This window comes from Burkholderia pulmonis (genome assembly GCF_984667975.1).
Map to the genome: position 1 here is coordinate 1,158,246 of NZ_OZ480188.1, position 22,501 is coordinate 1,180,746.

At 62.6% G+C, this 22,501-nt stretch carries 19 protein-coding genes and 1 pseudogene; 3 read left to right on the forward strand and 17 right to left on the reverse strand.

What is annotated here, in order from left to right:
* Positions 1-56: 56 nt before the first annotated feature.
* On the reverse strand, positions 57-461 hold the full coding sequence (locus AC5LXK_RS36680) for a hypothetical protein (protein ID WP_493394520.1): 405 nt from the start codon (positions 459-461) through the stop codon (positions 57-59).
* Positions 462-557: 96 nt separating this feature from the next.
* A complete protein-coding gene (locus AC5LXK_RS36685; RefSeq protein WP_493394521.1) occupies positions 558-1,649 on the reverse strand; it encodes a glycoside hydrolase family 18 protein in 1,092 nt (363 codons plus the stop codon).
* Positions 1,650-2,560: 911 nt separating this feature from the next.
* Here AC5LXK_RS36685 and AC5LXK_RS36690 point away from each other — a divergent pair.
* On the forward strand, positions 2,561-2,755 hold the full coding sequence (locus AC5LXK_RS36690; protein ID WP_493394522.1) for a hypothetical protein: 195 nt from the start codon (positions 2,561-2,563) through the stop codon (positions 2,753-2,755).
* 39 nt (positions 2,756-2,794) lie between these two features.
* Here AC5LXK_RS36690 and AC5LXK_RS36695 read toward each other — a convergent pair whose 3' ends face one another.
* Together AC5LXK_RS36695 and AC5LXK_RS36700 are read right to left on the reverse strand one after the other, a co-directional pair.
* A complete protein-coding gene (locus tag AC5LXK_RS36695; RefSeq protein WP_493395114.1) occupies positions 2,795-3,469 on the reverse strand; it encodes a lytic polysaccharide monooxygenase in 675 nt (224 codons plus the stop codon).
* A 430-nt stretch (positions 3,470-3,899) separates the two neighbouring features.
* A complete protein-coding gene (locus AC5LXK_RS36700) occupies positions 3,900-5,828 on the reverse strand; it encodes a collagenase (protein WP_493395115.1) in 1,929 nt (642 codons plus the stop codon).
* Between the two features lie 169 nt (positions 5,829-5,997).
* Between AC5LXK_RS36700 and AC5LXK_RS36705 the strand changes: the two genes are divergently transcribed.
* Complete coding sequence (locus AC5LXK_RS36705; protein WP_493394523.1) at positions 5,998-6,147, forward strand: hypothetical protein; 150 nt, start codon at positions 5,998-6,000, stop codon at positions 6,145-6,147.
* A gap of 49 nt (positions 6,148-6,196) precedes the next feature.
* Here AC5LXK_RS36705 and AC5LXK_RS36710 read toward each other — a convergent pair whose 3' ends face one another.
* The 9 genes from AC5LXK_RS36710 to AC5LXK_RS36750 all read right to left on the reverse strand — a co-directional run bounded on the left by AC5LXK_RS36710 (position 6,197) and on the right by AC5LXK_RS36750 (position 15,898).
* Positions 6,197-7,606 (reverse strand): class II 3-deoxy-7-phosphoheptulonate synthase, encoded by a 1,410-nt coding sequence (locus AC5LXK_RS36710; RefSeq protein WP_493394524.1) that lies wholly within the window; start codon positions 7,604-7,606, stop codon positions 6,197-6,199.
* A gap of 81 nt (positions 7,607-7,687) precedes the next feature.
* Positions 7,688-8,731, reverse strand: coding sequence for an MDR family NADP-dependent oxidoreductase (locus tag AC5LXK_RS36715; protein ID WP_493394525.1), 1,044 nt, complete (start codon positions 8,729-8,731; stop codon positions 7,688-7,690).
* On the reverse strand, positions 8,728-9,621 hold the full coding sequence (locus AC5LXK_RS36720; RefSeq protein WP_493394526.1) for an SAM-dependent methyltransferase: 894 nt from the start codon (positions 9,619-9,621) through the stop codon (positions 8,728-8,730). Before AC5LXK_RS36720 ends, AC5LXK_RS36715 begins: the two co-directional genes overlap by 4 nt.
* Entirely contained in the window at positions 9,594-10,232 is a 639-nt protein-coding gene (gene phzG / locus AC5LXK_RS36725) for a phenazine biosynthesis FMN-dependent oxidase PhzG (protein WP_493394527.1), read from the reverse strand. Before phzG ends, AC5LXK_RS36720 begins: the two co-directional genes overlap by 28 nt.
* Before the next feature lie 38 nt (positions 10,233-10,270).
* The gene (locus AC5LXK_RS36730; RefSeq protein WP_493394528.1) at positions 10,271-11,479 is read right to left on the reverse strand and encodes a PhzF family phenazine biosynthesis protein; all 1,209 of its coding nucleotides are present in this window, start codon (positions 11,477-11,479) and stop codon (positions 10,271-10,273) included.
* Between the two features lie 44 nt (positions 11,480-11,523).
* Complete coding sequence (locus tag AC5LXK_RS36735; protein WP_493394529.1) at positions 11,524-13,455, reverse strand: anthranilate synthase family protein; 1,932 nt, start codon at positions 13,453-13,455, stop codon at positions 11,524-11,526.
* Entirely contained in the window at positions 13,452-14,075 is a 624-nt protein-coding gene (locus AC5LXK_RS36740) for an isochorismatase family protein (RefSeq protein WP_493394530.1), read from the reverse strand. The genes AC5LXK_RS36735 and AC5LXK_RS36740 overlap by 4 nt, the downstream gene beginning before the upstream one ends.
* A gap of 23 nt (positions 14,076-14,098) precedes the next feature.
* Positions 14,099-14,596 (reverse strand): PhzA/PhzB family protein, encoded by a 498-nt coding sequence (locus AC5LXK_RS36745; protein WP_493394531.1) that lies wholly within the window; start codon positions 14,594-14,596, stop codon positions 14,099-14,101.
* A 57-nt stretch (positions 14,597-14,653) separates the two neighbouring features.
* Positions 14,654-15,898: an acyl-CoA dehydrogenase family protein gene (locus tag AC5LXK_RS36750; RefSeq protein ID WP_493394532.1), complete on the reverse strand. Its 1,245-nt coding sequence runs from the start codon at positions 15,896-15,898 to the stop codon at positions 14,654-14,656.
* Positions 15,899-16,971: 1,073 nt separating this feature from the next.
* Between AC5LXK_RS36750 and AC5LXK_RS36755 the strand changes: the two are divergent.
* Positions 16,972-17,151 (forward strand): annotated as a pseudogene (locus AC5LXK_RS36755) (IS5/IS1182 family transposase); the annotation flags it as partial.
* Positions 17,152-17,252: 101 nt separating this feature from the next.
* On the opposite strand, the gene AC5LXK_RS36760 reads toward AC5LXK_RS36755, so the two are convergent.
* From AC5LXK_RS36760 to AC5LXK_RS36775, 4 genes are all read right to left on the reverse strand, one after another.
* Complete coding sequence (locus AC5LXK_RS36760; RefSeq protein ID WP_493387540.1) at positions 17,253-17,660, reverse strand: GIY-YIG nuclease family protein; 408 nt, start codon at positions 17,658-17,660, stop codon at positions 17,253-17,255.
* Between the two features lie 500 nt (positions 17,661-18,160).
* On the reverse strand, positions 18,161-19,198 hold the full coding sequence (locus AC5LXK_RS36765; RefSeq protein WP_493394533.1) for an IS110 family RNA-guided transposase: 1,038 nt from the start codon (positions 19,196-19,198) through the stop codon (positions 18,161-18,163).
* 538 nt (positions 19,199-19,736) lie between these two features.
* Positions 19,737-20,774 (reverse strand): substrate-binding domain-containing protein, encoded by a 1,038-nt coding sequence (locus tag AC5LXK_RS36770; protein WP_493394534.1) that lies wholly within the window; start codon positions 20,772-20,774, stop codon positions 19,737-19,739.
* Positions 20,775-20,848: 74 nt separating this feature from the next.
* Entirely contained in the window at positions 20,849-22,489 is a 1,641-nt protein-coding gene (locus AC5LXK_RS36775) for an FGGY-family carbohydrate kinase (protein WP_493394535.1), read from the reverse strand.
* Positions 22,490-22,501: the final 12 nt, after the last annotated feature.

The window sequence follows — 22,501 nt, forward strand, 5'->3', positions numbered from 1 at the left end:
TCGCGAATCGCAAAAGCGCGGCGCGCCACGCGCCCTCACATCGTCCCGGCCATCGATCAGCTCGAGTGGCGCAGTCTTGCCAGGCGCATGCGCTCCGACCGCGACTGCCGTGCGAGATGAATCCATCTGACACGGGAAGCGTGATGTCGCTCGCCGTCCTGAAAAGGAGGTTCGCCAAGCATCGGCAGGATTGAAGCGAGCGATCTTGCCGACATGGCGAAACCTTTGCGTTCCTGGCGGTTTGTCAGGCGGCGAGGCAAAGACGGGCAGCAGGACGTGGGCGGCACATCTGCCGATGCCGCGGTGGTACGGGAATGCGCGGGGCGCATCCGGACGGCAGTCGGGAACACCGCGCCGATCTGTTCCGACCTGTCGATTTTTGCCGGCGCGGCGGCGGCCGCGATCCTGCAGATCAGGACGTATTTGAACGGCAGTTGCCGGCCAAATACGTCCCCGACCATTCCTCAGGTTGCCGGTCGTGGAAATGGGAAACCACGGGAACCCTCCCCGCAATGATCCGGACGGGCCTCGTGGTTTCCTCCCGGGTCACGCTTCGTTCATTGTCCCGGCGCCAGGTCGCTGGCAAACCGGTTCGTATAACCAAGCGTACCGACACCGCCGATGGAGTTGCACGTCGACGATGCGGCGCCGGGCGGGCAATCGACGTCACGGTCGAACGACCAGAAGTGGACACCCACGAGCCCATTCTGTTTCACGAACTGCGCAACGGTGTCTGCATCCGCCGGCGTAAAGGTTTCGCCGGCCACATCGTTGCCGCCGATCATCGGCGTCAGCTCGATCTGGCTGTACGGCACACCCCAGTGATCGTGCAGGTTCATCGCCGCCTGGATCGCCGACTGCCCCATCTGGCAGGTGCCGTTCGCGACCACGCAGTTCCCCGCCCCGGCCGACCCGTAGTCCATCGTCATCAGGTCGATGGTGTAGTTCTTCAGGCCGGCTGCCTGGATGGCCTGCATGACCCAGTCGCCATACACGTTGAAGCTGTCGGGTGCGCTGGCGCCCCAGGAACTGGCCGTGGTCGCGCCCTGCTGGGAAGGTGCCAGCGTCGCCAGCGTGAAGCTGAAGCGCAGGCCGGGATAATTCTGCTGGGCGACTGCCACGCGCTGAACCAGATCGTTGATCACCTGTTGCGTCTGCCCGCCCTCGATATCGAAATCGATCCCGATGAGGTTGCTCGATGCATAACGATTGATGAAGTTCGTCATGCCCGCATCCGTCCCGCACGTGAACATGCCGGCTGCGCCGCCGGTGGAAATCACGTAATTCACGTTGGCTGCGGTGAACAGCGGCACATTGGCGGCCGCCATCGCACCGCCGTCGACGCCCGCCCAGTTCTCGCTGCCGCATTCTCCGGTCGCAAACGCGAGCGTCATCGTACGTACCCCCGCCGGCAGCACCGACAACACCGGGCTCAACTGACCCGTCACGTTCGTCGAGATGACGTTCGTGTTCCAGTTCATCGAAATCGTCGCGTCCTTGTACGGGCTATAAACGAATGCCGGCGCCGTGCCGGTAGCCGCCCCGGCCGCCGTGGCAACGCCCGTGCCGAAAGACGACCATGCCAGCAGAAGCGCCAGCGCACCCTTCAAGGTCGATCGCTGCATGAATCCGGATTGGTTGCTCTTCATTTTCATGTCCTCATCGTGTTTGACGCATTACCGGCACCGGTCCTTCACGTAAGCCATGCCGGGAAATATTTCGGGAAGGTGCGCTTCGTCCACGCGTGCGTAGCCGAAACCCGCCACGCGACATGGACTGCAAGCGCCCGAATAATTAATATGTAATACTTAATAAAAACCGTAATCAAATCCCCCCGGGACGTCCCTACCCGGTGACCAGGTCATACCTTCACAGCCGTGTAACTGCCTGCGGCGCCGCTCGCAATATCGTCAAAACTGGCTGCACGGGATGTGCATCGCTACGCCAGGCATGGAAAGCAACGCAAATGAAAGCGAAGCCGCATGTGACATACGGTCAGTTTCATTTCTCGAACCCTGCCTTTCCGTCATTAGTCCATGGTTCCCCCCTTTCGATGGACAAAGCTCCGCCCATGTCGAATTCAAAAAAATTCGACCTTACAAATTGTCACCTGAAGACAAATTCCGATATTGATTCTGTTTTTATATCAACGACGTGAAACGCGACGACTTCGGTCAATACCGATGAAGCAGGTCATACCTCACGTCCGCGCAAGACCAGAGGCCCTCAACAACGCAATGCCGCGGTATCGCGACGATCCCATCCGGCACCCGCACTTCAACTGGTCTGCTACTGGTTATACTACATAATCATCCGGCATCAACCCCGGAATCGATTACCTTCGACAATATCGGAATCCGAAACATTCAATCGATTGCATTTCCAGATTGAAATTTTCGCCATTCGGCAATTCAAACAGATATCTCGCAGCCATGCGGCTCATTGTTCAAATCAGCGAAATTCAGGCGATGCGATCGTGCGTCATCGTATTGAAAGCCGCCCCGCCATGAGGTCATGGTTACCGTTCCGGTAACGGGTGGCCCGGGTGCACGCCAGGCTCATGCTGGTTGCCTGCTCGCCGGTGGTCAGCAACACCTGTAGGGGTGCCTGTCGATGGATGGAGGGGGGTGCACTGCGGTTCTTCGGCGTGAACGTCATCGCGCTGGCCGCGCGCCGCATCCGTTCGCCGGTGATGACGATCGACGGTATTGCGGTAACGTCGTTCGTACTGCCCTCGCTTGCATTCAATCCATGACGGCCCGGGCTCCGCCGGGCGCGTCATGTCGCAGCAGTATCAGAATGGGCTGCGTGTCGTATCGCCATTGGTGAACGTTGCGTCGACGACCTGATAGAACGCCATCGCCGTATCCGCCACTTCCCAGACCGCGAGGATCACGTGGTAACCGCTACGCATCGGCAGCCGGCATTGATGAATCGTCGGCTGCTGCGGCACCAGGTTCGCGTTCGGATCCCAGTATGGCTGGCCGGGATTCTGGATCGTGCAGAACGGCGTGGGCTCGAACTGCGCGCGCGTCAGCTTTTCCGACGGATTCCAGTCGGCGCGCGTAATGAAGTAGTTCCAGCGACGCGTCTTGTGCACGGCGCTGAATTCCCATTTGAAATTCTGCAACGCGCCCGGACGTAACGGGATCTTCTGCCAGCGGCCCGGCGACTGCTCGTTCAGCACGGGCAGCGGGCCGTTCGTGCTGGCGCCGGCGATTTCGCCGTCCAGCGGCGGCGCGGCATTCTTCGCGTCGGCCGGCGCGAACGGATCCGACAGGCCGCTTTGCGTCGCGGGGAAGAACTTGCCGTTCTCCATCGCGTTCGCGTGCCATGCGTCGATCTGGCAGTTCGGGTTCTGGCCTTGCGTGCACAGCACGATGCGCGAAGGCGGCTCGGTCAAGCGGCCATGCGCGTGAGCGCCGGCTGCTGCGGCCAGTAGCGCCACGCCAGCCAACGCGCGCGGCATCACGGAAGCAACGTATCTGCGGATGATCTGATTCATGAGCCCTCATGGCATTGATGTCGGAATGGATGTGCGCATATCGAGCCCGCCGCAAGATCCTGGATCGGGATTCCTGTCGACGCGTCGCCTCGCGCGCTGATCGGTAAAAGCAGAGGTCGAATTCAATCGCGGCAGGCGATGATCAATCGCCGCCATTTCTGACAAATTACTTTCACCGACCTGAACCTTATCTTCAAAAATCGGAAAAATAAACTTCCCGCATTGATAGTTTTTTAATTCACATCAAACATCCGAATCGTTTTTTATTTCAACCGGCTTTGGTTCGACTTCAATTTCCGTATTGAATAAAACGTCAAACTATCCGGCAGATCGTTACGGATGGTTCGGCAGGCGGATTTGCGTGCGGTCGGCAACAAGGCGATGATCGTGCCGCTCAGCGCTGCGCCGGCACCGGCGGCTCGCCCGCCGTCGTCGCGTTGCGCGCCCAGTCGGCGAACTCGGTGTCGTAGCGATTGCCGATGTACGCGAGATAGTTTGCGTAGCCGTCGTAATCGCCCACCCGGAAGCGCGACACGATCGTGTCGACGTCCGCGCGATGGCGCTCGAACATGAAGCGCGTCGCCATGTAGCCCCACCGGTACGCGCGCGTGACGTAGTCACTCGACGAGTAACGCGTGCCGAGCACGTCCGAGAACCGGTACGCGCCCGTGCGCACCGCGTCGATCGACTCCTGGTTGTCGTTCTTTCTCGACAGATACTCGGCGACGCCTTCGATCCACCACACGGTCGGCTTTGCGGTGCTCACCGAGAAGTCGCCCGCCATGTCGTAGCGGCCGTCGAGATAGTGCGTGAACTCGTGCTCGAGGTTCCACACCTTGAACTCGGGCCGCAGCCACGATGCCTCGTGCGCGATGAAGCGCGCCTGGTTGCCGGGCGCGGACGGATCGCCCTCGAGATACATGCCGCCGTTGTCGGTGCTGATGCCGTAGATCACCGACGCGTATTTTCGGTAGTTCGCGTAGTCATCGAAAATGACGAGCTCGATCGTGTCGTTGCGATCGCCCGCGACCGGCTTGCGCCCGGTCTTCATCATCCGGTGGAAGTAGTCGTCCTGCCGTGCGACCGCCGTGCAGACCGACTGCAGCTGCGGCATCGTCATGTCCTGCGCGAGAATGCGCACGCCCGCGTTGCAAGCGTAGCGATTCGAGAGCACCGCGTCGGCCAGCCGCTTCTTGTAGTCGCAGGTTCCGTAATCCGCGCAGTTGCCCGAATCGCCGTAGTCGACCGCTTCCGCCGCCGCGAGCCAGAGATCGCTGTCCGCGCCCGTCATGCTCGTCGACGCGAGCATGTCCTGGATCATTTTCTTCACGCGCGGCTTCTGCGTCGGATAGCGAAGGAAGCGAAACGTCTCGCGCGCCGCGTCGGCCAGCTGATAGGCGGCGCGCGTGTTCGACAGGCTCGCACGGTTCGCGGTGACGAAGCGGTTGAGCGTCTCCGGGAGCGTCGCGTCGCTGTCGAGCATCGGCTGCGCGCCGCTGCGCTGGTGCGCGTAGAAGAACACCGTGAGCAAACCGGTGAAGGCACCCGCCGCACTGTTCTGCAGCAGCGGCGCCGCCGCCTGCGGATTCGCCGCGCTCACGGTGTAGGACGCGATACGGTTCTTCAGCGTCGGCAGGTAGTACGCTTCGTCCCGCATGTTCGTGATGAGCTTCATCAGCTCGTTCGCGGTGCTCGGCGCACGCGAATTGTCGCGATAGAGCGCATCGCCCTCCAGGCTTTGCCTGATATACGGGCGCAGCGACACCGCGAGATCCGGAATCGGGTTGGCAATGCCCGATACATCATATTGGTAATAAGCGGAGCGCAGATAGATCAGCAGGTTGACCAGGATAAAATTGCTCGCGTCGTATTTATAGATTTCCTGCACGAAACGACTCGCGACGGCGTGCACGTTTTCGGCATTGAAAATCTGCGCGGCCTGCGCTTTGTCGACCGAGAACAGGCCGTAGTGGCATTCGTAATCGGGAAGATTCGCGATGTAATCGGCGAGCGCCGCGCCGCGATACCGGGTCATCACCGACATGTCGCGGCAATCGGCGCCCGACGGGCTGCGCTTGTTGCGCGTGGCAGGCTGCTTCAACTGCGACGGCTTGGTCAGCGCCGCGCGATCCTGCTGGCTGAGCGGCAGGTTGTACTGGGCCTGTTCGGGCGACACCGGCAGATTCTGCGGTACGCGAGGCATGCGCGCCTGTTTTTGTTGCGTCGTCTGAGACGGCTCGGTATTGGCCGACGCGGCGCCGGCCAGCCCCACGAATACCGAAAACGCGACGATGGCCGACCAACGGCGGTTATTTTGACGCACCTCGTTAATGGTCACTTCATTTTCTCTTGGTTGTTTTTGATAAACCAAGATATAACATTACATATTGTAATGTCAATTTAATCGACATGCATCAGATAACCGTTAATTAGCTTTACTATTCGTCAATTAAAATCTATTTCCGAAACAATTCAGTCGAGCGACAACGCGCATGCATCGCTGCCGGCGGACTGTATTCGGCAAGCCGCTTGCGCACGCTGTCGTCGGCCTTCTGCCGATCGGGTCGCTGCGGATCGCGGTGCCCGAGATCACGATCGTCGACCGTCACGTCGATCTCGCGCTCGAGCACTTCGCGGCCTGAATGTAGCGGCGCTTGCCCTCACCCGACCGAATTGTTGCGGGTCGCCCCGCTATGCATACGCCGCGTGCCGCTCGGCGCCGATTTCGGCAACCGGCGTCGTACCCAGCTTGCGCACAATCAGCATCGCGATCTCCAGCGACTGCTCGTAGTTCAACCTCGGATCGACGGTCGACTTGTAAGCGCGGGCCAGATCGGTCTCCGTCAGATTGCGCGCGCCGCCCAGGCATTCGGTCACGTCTTCCCCGGTCAGCTCCAGATGCACGCCGCCCAGATGCGTGCCGCAGGCGGCATGAATGTCGAAGGCAGCCTCGAGCTCGGCGTGGATGTTCTCGAAGCGCCGTGTCTTCACGCCGCCCGGGGTCGTTTCGCCGTTGCCGTGCATCGGATCGCAGCACCACAAGACACGCCGGCCCTCGGTCTTGACGGCATGCAGATGCTTCGGCAACTCCGCCTCGATCTTCGCCGCGCCCATGCGCGTGATGAGCGTCAAGCGGCCGGCCTCGTTCGTGGGGTTCAGCGCGTCGATCGTGCGCAGCAACTGGTCGGTGCTCAACCCGGGCCCGATTTTCAGGCCGATCGGATTGCGGATACCGGAGCAATATTCGACATGCGCGCCGTCCAGCTGCGCGGTGCGCATGCCGATCCACGGAAAATGCGTCGACAGGTTGAACCAGCCCCAATGCCGATGCACTTGCCGCGCCATCGCCTCTTCGTAGTTCAACAGCAGGACCTCGTGCGACGTGTAGAAATCGACTCTCGCATCGCTGCCGGACGGCTCGCCCGCGAGCGCCTCCATGAAGCGCAGCGATTCGCCGATCGAGTGCGTCATCTTGCGATACTCGCCATAAAGCGGCGAATGCGAGGCCCAGGCCAGATCCCAATGTTCGGGGTGGTGCAGATCGGCAAAACCGGCATCGCTCAGCGCGCGCACGAAATTCATCGTCAGCGCCGATCTGGAATGTGCCTCGAGCAGGCGCTGCGGGTCGGGCTCGCGCGCGTCTTTCGTAAAGGCGCTGGCGTTGACGATGTCGCCTCGGTAGCAAGGCAGCGTCACGCCGTCGCGCGTTTCGGTATCCGCCGAGCGCGGCTTGGCGTACTGGCCGGCAAAGCGGCCGACCCGCACCACCGGCAGCATCAAGCCATGCACGAGCACCAGGCTCATCTGCATCAGCACCTTGAGCCGATTGGCGATGATCGGCGCCGTGCAATCGGCGAAGCTTTCCGCGCAGTCGCCGCCCTGCAGCAAGAAGCATCGTCCCGCCGCAGCGTCTGCGAGCTTGCGTTTGAGCGTCAGCACTTCCCATGCGGCGACGAGCGGCGGCAGTGCTTGCAGCTGTGTCAGGGCGCGATCGAGCGCCGCCGCATCGCGATAAGCCGGTTGTTGCAACGCCGGCTTCGTCTTCCAGGAAGCCGGCGTCCAATTCTCGGCCACACGCGCCGAAGAGAGATTGCATTCCACAGTTCCACTCCCATGATGAAATGCTGACGATCGAACGGGTGTCGTCGCCCGGCATGCAAGCGACGCCCACGCTCCGTACCGCTACAGCTTGACGAGCACCGTGCCCAGATAACGTCCGCTGGACGTGTCGCACAACGCGCTCGGCGCGTTATCGAGGCCGTCGATCACCGTATGCGGGAACACGATCTCGCCGGCGCGCAGCCACTGCGCGAAGCGCTCGAACCATTCGCCCTTCGCCTCCGGATTGTCGTCGGCGCTGTAGCCCCGCATCGTGATCCGCTTGAGGAGAAATTGAACGGTATCGATTTCGGCGGGCGCGGTCCGACCCGTTCCCGTCGCGGCAAGCTGGCCCGACAGCGCGCCGAGGATCAGGAAGCGCGCCCCTTCGCGGGCGGCCGTGACGGCCGCCTGCAATTGTTCGCCGCCGACCGAATCGATCAGGACGTCGATGCCGCCCTGCGCCGCTTCGAGCAACTGCTCTGCGAACGGCGTGCTGTCGCCACGCATGACGGCGGCGTCATATCCAAGCTCGGAAACCAGGCGTCGTGCCTTGTCGCGCGAACTCGTGCTGCCGATCACGCGCCCCGCTCCCAGCCGACGCGCGATCTGTCCGGCCATCGCGCCGATCGCGCCGGCCGCGCTCGTGACGAACACCGTGTCGCCCGGACGGATCGGCACGCCGCGCGTCAGCGCCGCGTAGGCGGTCCAGCCGTGCCCCAGGTAGCCGAGATAGCCGGCGGGCTCCGGCAGCGCCTCGCCGACGCGCTGACAGCCCCACGTGGGCACCACCGCGTAGTCCCGCCACCCGTGGAAGTGCGTGACGATGTCGCCGGACGAAAACCCGCTGCCGGCGGGCGCGTTCACCACCTCGCCGAGCGCTTCGCCCATCAGCGCGTCACCCGCCGACAAACACGGGAACGGCACACCGGGCACATCTTCCGCGCCTTCGCTGATCATCGCGCGCAACGAAGCCGAGACCAGGAAATAGCGATTGCGCACCAGCACGTCGCCCGGGCCGGCCGCCGGCGCGACGGCGGTGACGATTTCGAAATCGTCCGGTGTCGGCAGGCCCTTGAGCTTCGCCTTCAGGCGCACGTCGCGCCGCATGGGAATCGACGGATTCATGATTCGCTCCCGCCGGGCGCCGCGCGCGTCGATGAGGCGAACCAGCCGGCCGGGATGCGCGCGACGCTGCGGCCGTAGGCTATCGCCGGGTCGTCCGAGGCATGCACGGTCGCTGTCCAGCCGTATCGGCCGAGCCAGTCGCGCACATCGTCGCGGGACGAGAGCCAACGAGCGCCCTGCGATTCGACGCGCGCACGGGCTTCCTTGCCCTCGTCGCTCATCATGCGCGCAGCGAGATGCTCGAGCATGAGCGCGCTGCCCGGTGCCGACAGGTCGGCCACCTGACGGATCAGCGCATCGCAGTCCGTGTCGCTCAGATACATCAGCAGCCCTTCGATGAGCCAGATCGTGGGCTTGGCGGGATCGAAGCCGGCCGCGCGCAACGGGCTCGCCCAATCCGAGGTCAGATCGGCGACGAGCGGCCGCCAATCGCACTGCAGCGGCAACCCGGACTGCTTCATGAGCTCGCGCTTGAAGGCGATGATGTCGTCGAGATCGAGCTCGAACCAGCGCGTGCCGGACGGACACGCCAGGCGCGCCACGCGGCCGTCCATGCCGGCGGCCAGCGTGACGACCTGCTGTATTCCGCGGCTCAGGTTCGCGACAATGGCATCGTCGAAGTAGCGTGTTCGGACGACGAAATATTGCGGAAAGTTCGCGCGCCGCGCGACTTCGCTGACGTGCTCATGCGTCGGCGTGCCGGCCAGGTGCTCGATCAGCGCCGCGGCGAACGGATCGTGAAACAACGCATCCGGGCGCTGGCTTTCGGCATGACGTTGCCAGGCAATGAACAGTGCGGTTTGGCCGACGCCAACCGGAATATCGAAAGTAGACACAGACAGGTTCCTTATCCGCAAGAGAATCAAGGTTGGAGTTGCGTGGTTTTCCAATCGTCGCCATCGCGTTCGTACCTGAGGCGCCGGTGAAGCCGGTCGGAGCTGGCGGCCCAGAATTCCATCTCGTGAGGCTCGAGCCGATAGCCGACGAAGCGCGGCGGCCGCGGCAACGCGACGCCGAGCGCGAGCAGCTCGGTGGCGTGCGCGAGCAGCGCTTCGCGGTCGACGAGCTCGTCGCTCTGGTGCGAGGCGCTCGACATCGCATGCATCGGCACCGAGCGTCCGAACCAGAGCTTGTCGTTCTCGCTTTCCTCGAGCGGAACCGCCTGGCCGGAAATCATGATCTGCTGCCCGGTTTCGCGCCAGTACAGCAAGCCCGAGGCCCAGCCCGTCTCCGTGAGTTCGCGGCCTTTTCGGCTCGTCGAATGCGTGCAGAAGATCACGCCGCGGTCGTCGATCGAGGAGAACGCGATGATGCGCGAAGACATGCGTCCATCGGACGTGGCGGTCGCGAGCGCGAGTGCCTTGGGCTCGCGGACGTGCGCGTCATCGGCCGCCGCGAGCCAGCGCTTGAGCAGCGCGATCGGCTCGGACGGCGGGTCGTCATATTCGGGGAACAGGACGTCGACGCGTCCCGTGAGGCTTTCGAATCGACTGGTGTTCATGGCAATGTTTTCGTGATGGCAAAAAGACGGGCGCGACGCTAGACGCCCAGGCGACCGCGCGCGACGACGACCCCGTGACCGCTGACCTGGACCGCCTCGATGCCGTGCTCCGAGCCGTGCACCAGCGCATGCATGTGCGAGGGGCGCTTAATCTCGACGCCTTGGAGAAGGTGCAGCGGCTCGCCCCACGAAATCAGTCCGTGGCGGGCCAGGTGAATGGCGATGGGACCGGCGGCGGAGCCCGTCGCCGCATCCTCCACGACGCCGTAGGCCGGCGAGAACATCCGGCAGCGCCAGTGGTCGCCCGCCGGGGCCAGGCACATGGCCGACATATCCTCGAACTCGGCCAACGCGCGATGGTCCGGATGCACGTCGGAAAGCGCGGAGGCGTCGGGCAACGTGACGAACACGTGGCGCGGGCCGTTTCGATAGGCTTCCACGGGCAACACGGACGCCTCGACGCCGAGCGCTTCGAGCAGACGCTCGGCCCGATCAAAGCGCGTCCACGTCGGGATCGGCTGCTGCATGGTGACGTAAGCCTCGCCGGGCGCATCGGATCGCACATCGAACGGCACGAGCCCCATGCCCGTCTCGAACACGAAGCGGTCCTGCGCCTTGACGTGCCTGAGTGCCACGGCCGTGCCCAGCAACGGATGGCCCGCGAACGGCAGCTCGTTGACCGGCGTAAAGATGCGCACGTGCACGTCGCCGCCCTGCTTCGGCGGCATCACGAACACCACTTCCGACAGATTCATTTCGCGGGCGATCCGCTGCATGCGCTCCGCCGGCAGCGGAACGTCGACCAGGAAGACGGCAACCGGGTTGCCTTCGAGCGGCGTGCGCGTGAAGGCGTCGACGACGATGTAGTCGATCGGATGCGACGCATGGATCGGCGCCGCCGCGTGTGTATTCGCGTGCGATGCTGCCGGTTCGAGCGCGTGCATGCGCGCCGCGATCTCACCGCTCGCGGCGCTGGCCTCCACCGAGAAGCGCAGCCGCTCGGCAACCGGCAAGCCGATCAGCGCCTGCGCGTCGTTCGGCGGCAGCAGATGCGCGGGCGGACGCTCGCCGTCCCAGAGCATGATCGCGCCCCAGCGATTCTTGTCTGCGTCGGCGATCCAATGCTTCTCGCGCAAGCCCGGCACGTTCGACCAGCGCGCGAGGGTGCTGTCGTCCACGCGCGCCTTCAGCGATTCGATACTCTGCCCGGAACCGTCGAGGTTCCACCAAACGATGTCGACAATCATGAAACGCGTGTCCTGTAGGGTTCTATAAAAGGCGTGAAGAGTCGTCAGGCCGTCAACGCTGTCATGCGTTTTTCACGGCGTATCGCGTGTGTGATGGCTTCGCCGAGAATGCGCGGCCCGTCGACGGTCAAGACCGATTCGGCGTGGAATTGCATCGAGCTGAACGTTGGACCGCGCAAGGCATGCACTTCGCCCGTGCGCGGATCGCGGCTGATGGCCAGCGCACCGACGCCGTCGATGTCCATTTCGTCCCGGACGGTCCGTGCGACATACGTGTTGTAAAAGCCCACGCGTTCACGCTGGCCGAACAGATCGATCTCGACCTGGATGCCCTGATTGGGCACCTCGCGCCGCACGAGCGGAATGCCGAGGATGGCGTTCAGGATCTGATGGCTCAGGCAGACGGCCATGAACGGCTTGCCCTCGTCGATGAGATGCCGCAGCCACGCGTAGAGGCGGGCGATGCGCGGATCGCCGGCGTCGCTCGGGTCCCCCGGGCCCGGCCCCATGACGACGATGTCGTAACGCGCAAGGTCCACCGCGTCGTGAACGCCGCACACTTCGGTGGCGAGGCCGAGCGACGACAGTTGCTGGGCGATCATCGCCGTGAAGTGATCTTCGGCGTCGATGATGAGCGCGCGGCAGCCGCTCAACTCGGCCAACTCATCGGCCATCTCGCCTTGTCGCCCGCCATACGGCCGAAACCAGAAGTCCGCGATGCCTTCGTTGCGCTCGCGCAGCGCCGCCTGCACCGATGGATGCTGTCCGAGCGCCGGGCCGGCTTCCGGCGGATCGAATGCGTTCGATAGCGCGGCCACCTTCGCATGCGTTTCCATGACTTCCGATACCGCGTCCGAATGCCGGACGAGCGTCGAGCCGACGCCGATGCGAACGTGGCCGGCACGGTCGATCTCCGCGGTGCGGATCAGGATGGCGGAGTCGAGCGTGCGCCCGCCGCGCGCATCGCGGCCGATCAGCGCTGCAATGCCGCTGTAGTAGCCGCGGCCGGCCCGCTCGTGCCGCGCGATCACGCGGGTCGCGCTTTCGATCGGGCTGCCGGTGACCGTCGGCGCAAACATCGTTTCGCGCAGCAAGTCGCGGACATCGGCCTCCGTGTGCCCGACGATGAAATATTCGGTGTGGGCGAGCCGCGCCATCTCGCGCAAGTGCGGCCCCGTGACCTGCCCGCCGGCCGGGCAGATGCGCGCCATCATCTTGAGCTCTTCGTCGAGCACCATGTACAACTCGTCGGATTCCTTGCGATCGCCGAGAAAGGCGTTGATCCCGTCGATCGTCGGCCCGCTTTGCGGATATCGATAAGTCCCGCTGATCGGGTTCATCGTCGCGCAGCCTTCATGCAGCGTCAGGTGGCGCTCCGGCGTGGCGCCGACAAACGTGCGCTCCCCGGTGTGAATCACGAAGATCCAGTACGCGCCGACTTCCCGGCGCATCAGACGCTTGAAGACCGCCAGCGCCTTGGCGGGCGAATAGTCGTCGAGATCGCCCTCGAGCGTGCGCTTGATGACGAAGTTCGAGCCCGCGCCGGTGCCGATCTCGTCGGTGATGACGCGCTCGACGATCTCGGCGTAGGCCTCGTCGTCGATATCGAAGTGACGCTCGCCGAGCGCGGTATCGGCATCGGGAATGGCCGCGAGCGCAAGCTGCGCGGACACCGTTTCGTGCTCGTCGCAGGTGATGGCGACGAGCGGAGCGCCGTCGTCGTGTGTTGTGAAGCCGCGCTCGTGCAGCTGCCGGTATGGCACGAGCACCAGCAGCTCCTGACGGTCCGCGCCTGCCGCCGCCGGCGCGGCCAACGGAAGCTCGGCCAGGGAGGATGGATAGGAAACCGCGCCGGCGAAGACGTCGATCGTCGCGCGCTCCCCGGCGCTACCCGTCGAACGCGCGATCAACGCGAAGCTCGGCGCTTGTCCAGCGAGGACGCGATCGAAAAGGTTGCGGTTCGGAGCGGCATTCATGCCAGCGCCTCCTCGGTGCTCACCACCTTGCCGCAGCGCTGGGCCACGTATTCCAGGGCCTGGTGATGATGGTCTTCGGAAAAGTCCGCCACGCCATCGGCGACGAAGAACGGTTGAATGTCGTTCGTAAACGCATCGACGGCCGACATCATGACGCCGATGTGCGCGTAGACGCCGCACAGCATCAGCTGATCGCGACCACTCTCCCGCATGCGCTCGCGCAGGTCGGTGCGGAAAAATGCGCTATAGCGCCACTTCGTGAGCATCCAGTCGTCCGGGGACGGGCCGACGGCCTCGGCGACGTCCCGATCGGCCGGCGTCGTCTCCATGCCCGGCCCCCAAAAATCGCGCATCAAACCGCGTTCCGTCTCGGTCATGCGCCCGGGATGGGCCGTATACGCGACGGGAATACCGGCCTGCTTGCACCGTTTGCGCAGCGACGCGACATTGGTCGTCAACGTCTCGCGCAGCGTCGGCGGCAACGGCGAAAGGAAATAGTTCTGCATGTCATGAATGAGCAGCAACGCGCGCGACGGGTCGACACGCCATGACACGACATTCTCGGGCAGGCTGCTCGAATCGGGCAGCGCGTACGGTTGAATCGACGGGATACCAGCCATTCGTCTCCTCCATTGGGTATGCGTTAGCTCGGCAGGCCATCCCGGCGCACTTCGGGAACCTCGATACCCAACGAGCGGAATTGCTCGCAAGGGTTCATGAATTCGCGCTGCTCCTTGATCAGTCCGTTTTCGAAGCGGAACGAGTGAAGGAAGTGATTGCGGTAATGGCCTTGGGGGTAGCCGGGGAAAATAATCGCGCCTTCGCCGCGGCACTCGACCCAGAACCAGTTCGGGTCTTGCGTCTCGAAGATCTGGATGTCGGTCCAGACCCAGTCGGGGAAGCATTGCAGCGACCACACGGCGTGCTCGCCGAGCTTCTCGCGGCCACGAATCGCGATCGGCTGGCCGCTGTCGGTCGTCCACAGACCGCCGACGCCATCTTCCGTGAACAGCAGGTGGCGCTTGAGCCTCGCTTCGCCACGCGTGTGCATGTACTGCTCGACGATCTTGCGGTTGTGCTGCCGGGCCGCGACGTGCGCGTGATTTTCCGACTGGTTTTCGAGGGATTCGACGTCTGACATGCAAGCTCCTGAAGTCAAAGAGGGCCGCCTCGCAGGGAACCGGGAGGCCGCTTGGGATTACACGAGGTAGCTGATTTCGCGCGGATCGAGGCCGACGAGCGCGCGGCCGTAGACGAGTTGCGGAATGCCCATCCCGAAACCCGCGTGCCGGCTCGCCACGTTCAGATCGCGCCAGATCAACTGCAGCGGATTGGATTCCATGAAGGCGGCGCTGCCGTAGGCCGTCATGAGGCGATCGATGGCCTCGCGGCACAGGCGCGTGACGCGCGTCGATTCCATCCGAAAGCGCGAACGCGTCACTTCGTCGGGCAGGACGCCGGCCAGTGCATGGTGTTCGACCGTTTCGACGATGCGGCGGGCGTGCAGCTGCGCGCCGTCGATCATCATCGAAGCTTCGGCGAGATCGGTCTGGAACGCCGGCGAAACAGCCTGGCTCTTGAACGTGGACGACGCGACACGGCGCTCGTGGGCCTGATCGCGCACGAGTTCCAGCGCGGTGACGATCGCCCCGAGCTGCGGTCCGAGCAGACCGATCGACAGCAAGCCCGAGAACGCGCCGCTATATAAACGGTGCCGTTCCGACGGCAGGCGCGACCGGCCCTGCACGATCGGCGCGTAAGGCGTCACGCGATGGCGCGGAATGAACAGCCGGTTCGCCACGACCGTGTTGCTGCCGGTGCCGCGCATGCCCGTGATATGCCAGGAGTCGCGGACTTCGAGCTCGCTCATCGGCATGAGGACCAGGTTGATCGTCTCGTCGTCGGCATCGACGCCTTTCGGGATCAGCGCGCCGATCCATTCGGCATGCAGGCTGCCCGATGCATAAGCCCACTCTCCCGTCACCACGACACCGCCGTCGACGCGTTCGACCTGGGCACGCGAAGGCGCAATGATGAGCGCGGTGCGCGTGTCGCGGTTGCCGCCCCACACGTCGTCCTGCGTACTCTCGGGGAAGTGGGCGATCATGTAGTTGCCCATGTTGAGCACGCTCGTGACCCACGACGCCGAGCAGCAACCGCGCCCCAGCTCGTAGCAGACGTCGAACAGCGTGGCGGGACCCGCTTCGTAGCCGCCGAGCCGGCGCGGCGTGAAGAGCCGCATCAGCCCCGCCTCGGTCAGCGCGGCGACGGCACGCTCGGTCAGGCGGCGCCCGGTATCGGCAGCGCGCGATTCTTCCGCGAGCACGCTGGCGACTTCTGCCGCCTTCGCGATCAATTGCTCATGCTCGACCACCGATTCATCGAGCGCAATGGCGTCATGTCCGGCCGAATTCCCTTCCTGCAAGGTGCGTTCATCTGTCATTTCACGAGTCATGCACTGCGAGGTCTGTATCGTGCTCACGGCATCTCCAGAATAAACTTACAATCTTTATTGTTGAAAAATTTAAAACAATAATGGTTTAGATAAACTCAACGCTCAATTAACCAGGAAATCGAAGCAAACAAGAGCCACCATCTTTAGTGGGAACGCCCGGAATTCGGAAAATATCGCGCGACAGAAGCCATTAGATCTGCACCCAGCTTTTCCTTACCATTCAAAAAAGGCATTTTTATTTCAATGCTCTTAAGTAATGCTTACAATTTTATTTAAATCGGCCGAAAATGTCAGTCCTTCGCGAGCGACGCTGCCTCGTTGAATTCCAGTTCAAAGCCTTACTGATCGGGCCTCTCGGCGCCTCTGTACACAACGGAGCACCGCGCAAGCCTTTCAGCTTCGTCGGCACTTCAAACTCTCGATGCTATTTAGCGGGCGCCGAGCAATATCCAGCAAATCGAGCCGGGCCTTCGGCGTAAACCGGGGTCGTCAGGTTGACCGCCCCATTTAATGGCATAAATGTAAATCCCGCCCCATTATGTTGCGCATTCCGACGGCACCCATAAAGGACGGTTAAGCGTAGGATAAACTCAAGAAAGTATCACCTGTCAAACTTGACGGGGATACCCCGTCACCCCGAATGAGACTGCAATTGAAATATATTGGGAGATTATTTTAAAAATCCAGTCGACATGCCCGAAGCTGATCCATCAGTCGAGCCCGCTACCGTGCTCCGTCCGGCGCTTCGCGTCGTGCTGTCGCTGACCGACTTCGGCACCGGCCGATGGCGTCAGGCTGCCCAGGGAGGCGGTCGGGAAGCCGATCAGGGGTGCGTTTGATCTCCATGCGTTTTTCCGGATAGACACCCTTAGGCCTGGCAAGGGTTTGCCTTGCGCCTCCCAATAATTATTCCGGCGAAACAATGGGTTGGTGTCTACCCTTCGTCAACGAGGCAGAGGGCGTCTTCGCACGTGGCGGAATAGACGATGAGCACTCCGTCTAACGGCCGTTTGTTGATATGCATATCGAATTAACCAGGCGGGTTAGGACTCGGTGAAAATCAACACGGCGGTCTCGGAAAAGTTCGCTGTGTGGTCGAGCGCACGCATGCCTGGCTGCATCACTTCCTGCGCCTCCGTATCCGTTTCGAGCGACATGCCGACATCCACGAAGCCTTCCTCAAACGTGGTTGCTGCCTGATCCGCTGGAACACCTTGCAGCGGAATCAAAAGTCGCTATGAAACGGTCTCCAGGCCGGACGCCCACGCCAGTGTCCGGTGTACGCGATCCGCGGCCACCGCCCCACCCTATCAGGGTGGTTCGCCGTGCCCGCCCCCGCGCCTCAGCCGACCAGGATATACAGCGTGTTCTTCGGTTGTGCCCCGCCGGGGCCATTGCAGCACCGCAACTGCGGTCCGCTCGGCTGGCCAGGTTGGCCGGCCAGGGGATGCAAGATGCCCGGCCGGAATTCGGTAATAGCCTTATGCTCCAGTAGGTCGAAGGCGTTCTGGACCAGGTTGCCGGCCTCCTCGTAAATCGGGCACATCAGTCTGAACTGGGGCTTGAACCGCTGGTGCTGGCTCAACCGGACGTCCAGCGCGTTGGTGATGCCGATATAGAACATGCTGTATTCCGGCTTCGCGGCAAAGACGTTCAGGACCTGCCGCAAGTGCCCGAGGACGGCCTCGTGATTCACGACGCCTACCTTCAGCAAATATTTGTCGCGTGGCGCGATCAGCTGCAAACCCATGGTTGACTCCACTTGTTGCGAAGCTTCGTTCGAGGGTGGTTATCCGCGGCTCACGCCCGGGTCGAAGCGACCGGCAGTCGCCCATGCTCAAGCCGCATCCCTGACACTATACGTCGGAGGATTGCCGCCGGCCAGCCGTCATCGTGATTCTGGTCGCGGCGAACGCCAGGCCTGCCTGAAGCACCCTTTGGGTGTCCATCCGGACTCCCCGTTCGTAGACCATGCATGGACGCCCCCGGTTTGCCAAGCTTTCATTTGCGACGGTTTGAAGGTTAGGATTGCCGCCATGCATCCGGACTTTTATTCCGGCACAAGCCGGCTGTCCCTGATGGGATATGCTGGTCAAGGTCTCAGCAAAATAGCGTACTCAACGGCACGTTGGTCTACACAGATTTCCTTGACCACGGTCTCACCTGTCTCGCCATCACTTTCTGATCGCCTGAGCAATCGGTGGTTTGATGCTCCTCTAACGTTGTTGCGTTGCTTGCGTGCTGTCCCGACTACACAGCCGTATCAGCGACCGTATAGTCGGGACGGAACTCACGATCATGCGTTAGAAGTGCCCAGATAATGCGCGCGTTCTTGTTTGCCAGCGCGACGGCAGCGACATTGGCGTTGCGTCGCCTCATCAGATTGCCGAGCCAGCTGTCAACCGAGCTTTTCTTGCGCTGGGCCGCGCAGATAACCGAGCGCGCTCCGTGAATCAACAGCGTGCGTAGATAGACGTCACCTCGTTTACTGATACCCAGCAGCACATTCTTTCCCCCGCTCGAATGTTGTCGAGGCACGATTCCGAGCCAAGCGGCCATTTGCCGACCGTTATTGAAATTCTTCGCATCGCCAACACTGGCTACCATTGCACTGGCGGTGATCGGACCAATGCCGGGCACCTTCGCCAGCCTGAGACTGTCCTCGTTGCTGCGATGCCAGGCTACGATCTGTGCCTCGATCTCGTCGACCTGGCGATCAAGACCCTTAAGGTGTTCCAGTAATCGCTGCACAAGCAGCCGGAATGAGCCCGGAAGCTCATTGCTGGCATCCTCAATCAGCTCCGGTACCCGGTTCGCAATATTGGCGATCCCTTGGGGGACAATGATCCCGAACTCGGCAAGCAGTCCGCGGAGTTGATTGGCTTGCGCAGTGCGTGCCTTAACAAACCCTTGTCGGACCCGATGCAGCGCCAAAACCGCCTGTTGCTCGACGTTCTTGACCGCAACGAAACGCATGTTAGGTCTTGCGACCGCTTCGCAAATTGCCTCAGCGTCGGCCGCGTCATTCTTGTTGGTTTTCACGTAAGGCTTAACAAATTGCGGGGCTATTAACCGAACACTGTGCCCAAAGCCTTGCAGCTTGCGCGCCCAATAGTGCGCGCTACCACACGCTTCCATGCCAATAAGACAAGGCGGAAGATTGGCAAAAAATTCGCTGACATGATCGCGCCTTAGTTGCTTTTTCAGAACGGCTTTGCCGTGATCATTCACGCCGTGTACTTGCAACACGTTTTTGGCTAGGTCCAGTCCGACTGTAGTAACGTTCATGATGATGCCTCCTCCGATCACGTGGTGTTACGACACCAACTACTTTGGCACATCGATGCCGTCTCGGGTGGGGGCGTCCATCCCATTAAAATAAAGTGGTCACCGTTCGCGAAGCGAAGAGGTCACGTCTCTGGCCGACGCGCGACAGAAGAATGGAAATCCACGAAGCGTCTTGGGGTTGGTGCTCCGCACTAAAGCGGTCACCGTGCGCAGCGCTGCGAAGACCCGTGTCAGTTCCCCCAGTCACGGTCACGCGTTAAGCGAAATCCGTGTTTGAGCGGACGCTCGCGCTGTAGTGACAAGGTTCCATCCGAGCATGCAGGCGTTGCGGAAACACAATACCTCGAGAAGTGTCCGAGACCACCGCCGTGCCTTATTGGATGCGGCCGGAGGGCACTATTACATTAGCGTAATCGATGGGCACGATTAGCAGTTTTGAAGCACTTCGACACTAGCACCAAGAAAGAACGTCAATATGGGGCGCGTGGTTCCTGGGCATCGTTTCGGCTTTGCCAGGTTGGCAGCGCCAGTCTGCGCATTACCGGCGCCCCATGGGCCGCCGCGTTCCCGGCAGCACGATATCGGTCGGTACCACGACATCGGGTGTGACCCCGGCCTTGCCCGATGCAAGCAGCCGGTAGCCCTGCTCGATCAGGCCGTGCACATTCTGCCGCGCCATGATGACCGGGAAGTGAAGCAGCTCGATATAGGGGTCCCAGTCGAAGCAACCGATCGTCGTATCCTGTATCGCTTTCGACGGCAGCGTCCTCAGATAGCGCACGACGCCCTCGAACGCGATGGTCGAGTTGACGAACAGACCATGCGGCAAGTGTCCCAGGTCGGCGGCAATTCGCCCGATTTCCGCTTCGGCGATGGCCGCATCGTAGCCGCTCGGACGAATCAGGTCGGGCACGATCGGGAGGTTCCGCTCGCGCAATCCCTCGCAGAAGCCGTCGATACGCCGCTGCGTGTTGTGATCGGTCGGCACGCCGCCGATGAAACAGAACACGGGCGCCTCGGCCGTGCCCCGAGCGAGCGCGCGGTCGATCATCATGCGCGTCACGTCGAGCGCGCCGCCGAAGTTGTCGCTGACGACCGACGGTGCGCGCGTGCCCGGCAAGTCGATGTTGACGTGCGGCACGCCGGCCTGCGTGCAAAGTTCGGACAACGCATCGGGATCCGTCGCACCGGCGAGCAGCAACGCCTCCAGGTTATGGGAAATCAGCGTGCGAACGGTCTGCTGCTCGCGCTCGATGTCGCGCAGCGTGCTCACGACGATCGGGCACAGGCCCTGCGCACGCGCCTTCTCTTCGAACGCCTGCGCGAGCGAGCTGAAGAAACGGTTGTCCAGCATCGGGACGATCATACCGATCATGCCGGACCGGGAATGCCTGAGGCCGCGCGCCTGCAGGTTGATCGCATAACCGCGCTGCTCGGCGATCGCCTGGATCCGCCGAGCAGTGTCCTCGCCGATACGCCTGCGCTGCCAGGTTCCGTTCAACACTGCCGCGACCGTCGACGGCGAGATGCCCGCTTCGGACGCGATATCGTAGATCGTGGTTTTCTTGGTTGCCATGAAGCTCGAACGGGAAAGCGGAAGCCGCACATGGCACGATGATGCCACGAAGCCCGATCGCCGCGCCAACGCGTCTAGCGCTCCGTCATCATGGCCCGGTATGCGCGCTGGTCGTCATACAGGCGTTCGGACACGCAGAATTTCCGGTCGTGATAAGCCCCTGCACGCGCACCGGCCGGCTCGACGACGCGCCTGATGCGGGACATCGCGGACATCGCCGCATGCAAATCCGCATACATGCCTGCGCCCACCGACGCCAGCATCGCCGCGCCCAGCAACACCGATTCGCTTGCATCACCCAGCATCACCGGCAATCCCGTCGCGTCCGCCAGTTCAGTCAGCATGAGCGGATTCTTCGTCCCGCCGCCACACGCGAGCAGCGTATCGATCGCATAGCCGTCGCGATTGAACGCGTCGACGATGTGACGCGTACCGTACGCGATGGCCTGGATGGCGGCGAGATACAGCAGCGCCACGTCGCGCGGCTCGTTCGACAGCGGCAAACCGCTGATCATTCCGCGGATGTCCGGGTCCGCAAGCGGCGAACGGTTACCATGAAAATCCGGGCAGACATGCAGGCCGGCGGTCAGCTCGCGGATCTCGCAGCCGGCGTCGGCCGCCATCGCGAACAGCATCTCGTTCAGGAGCTCGTACACGGATTTTCCGCAGCCGCGCGCTTCCCGGTACAGGTTCACGCCGACGCTCGATGCGTCGAGCAAATGATCGATCAGCGCGCCCGCAGCCGATTGACCGCCTTCGTTGAGCCAGTACCCCGGCACCATCGCGGAAAAGTAAGGCCCCCAGACACCCCCGACGAAATGCGGATCGCGGCTTACCGCCATATGACAGTTCGAGGTCCCGGCAATGAGCGCCATCCGCTTCGCGAAATCGACCGGTGCCTGCTCGCCGCCTTCGGCGGTTGCGCCGAGGATGCCCAGTCCGCCCGCATGCGCGTCGATGATCGACGCAGCAACCGGTAATCCTTGCGGCAATCCGAGCTCTGCTGCGGCGTCGGCCGTCAGGCGGCCGACGGTTTCGCCGAGGTTCGCGACGCGCCCGCCGATGCGCGCCGCATCGTCCTCGAGCAGGACGTCCAACCCCGCATCGCGAAGAAAGGCGCGATCCCATCCGCCATCGTGCGCAAGATAGGTCCACTTGCAGGTGACCGAGCATACCGAGCGCGTCGCGCTTCCCGAGGCGCGCCAGGTCAGGAAATCCGGCAGATCGAAGAAGTAGTCGGCTGCCCGCCAGCTATCCGGCAGGTGATGCTTCAACCACATCAGCTTCGGCAACTGCATCTCCTCCGAGATCCGGCCACCGACGAAGGACAGTACCCGTGAATCGATCGCGTTGATGCGTTCGGTTTCCTCCCGTGCGCGATGATCCATCCACAGCATGACGTTGCGTCCTCGATTGCCGCTGCGGCTCACCGTCACGGGTTCGCCGGTCCGCGTGACCGCTACGAGCGAACAGGTTGCGGTAAATCCGATGCCGACCGGGCGCACGCCCGACCCGCTTGCATCGATCGCCCGGCGGACCGCGTTGCACACTGCACGCCAGATGTCGTCGGACGATTGCTCGAAGTAGTCCTGGTCGTACTGCCATTGCTCGATCGGGTGACTCTCGTGCGCATGCATCGTGCCGTGCGCATCAAACACGCCGGCCCGGGCACTGCCCGTCCCGACATCCACGGCGATCAGTACCGGTGTTGTCATTGAAGTCCTCTT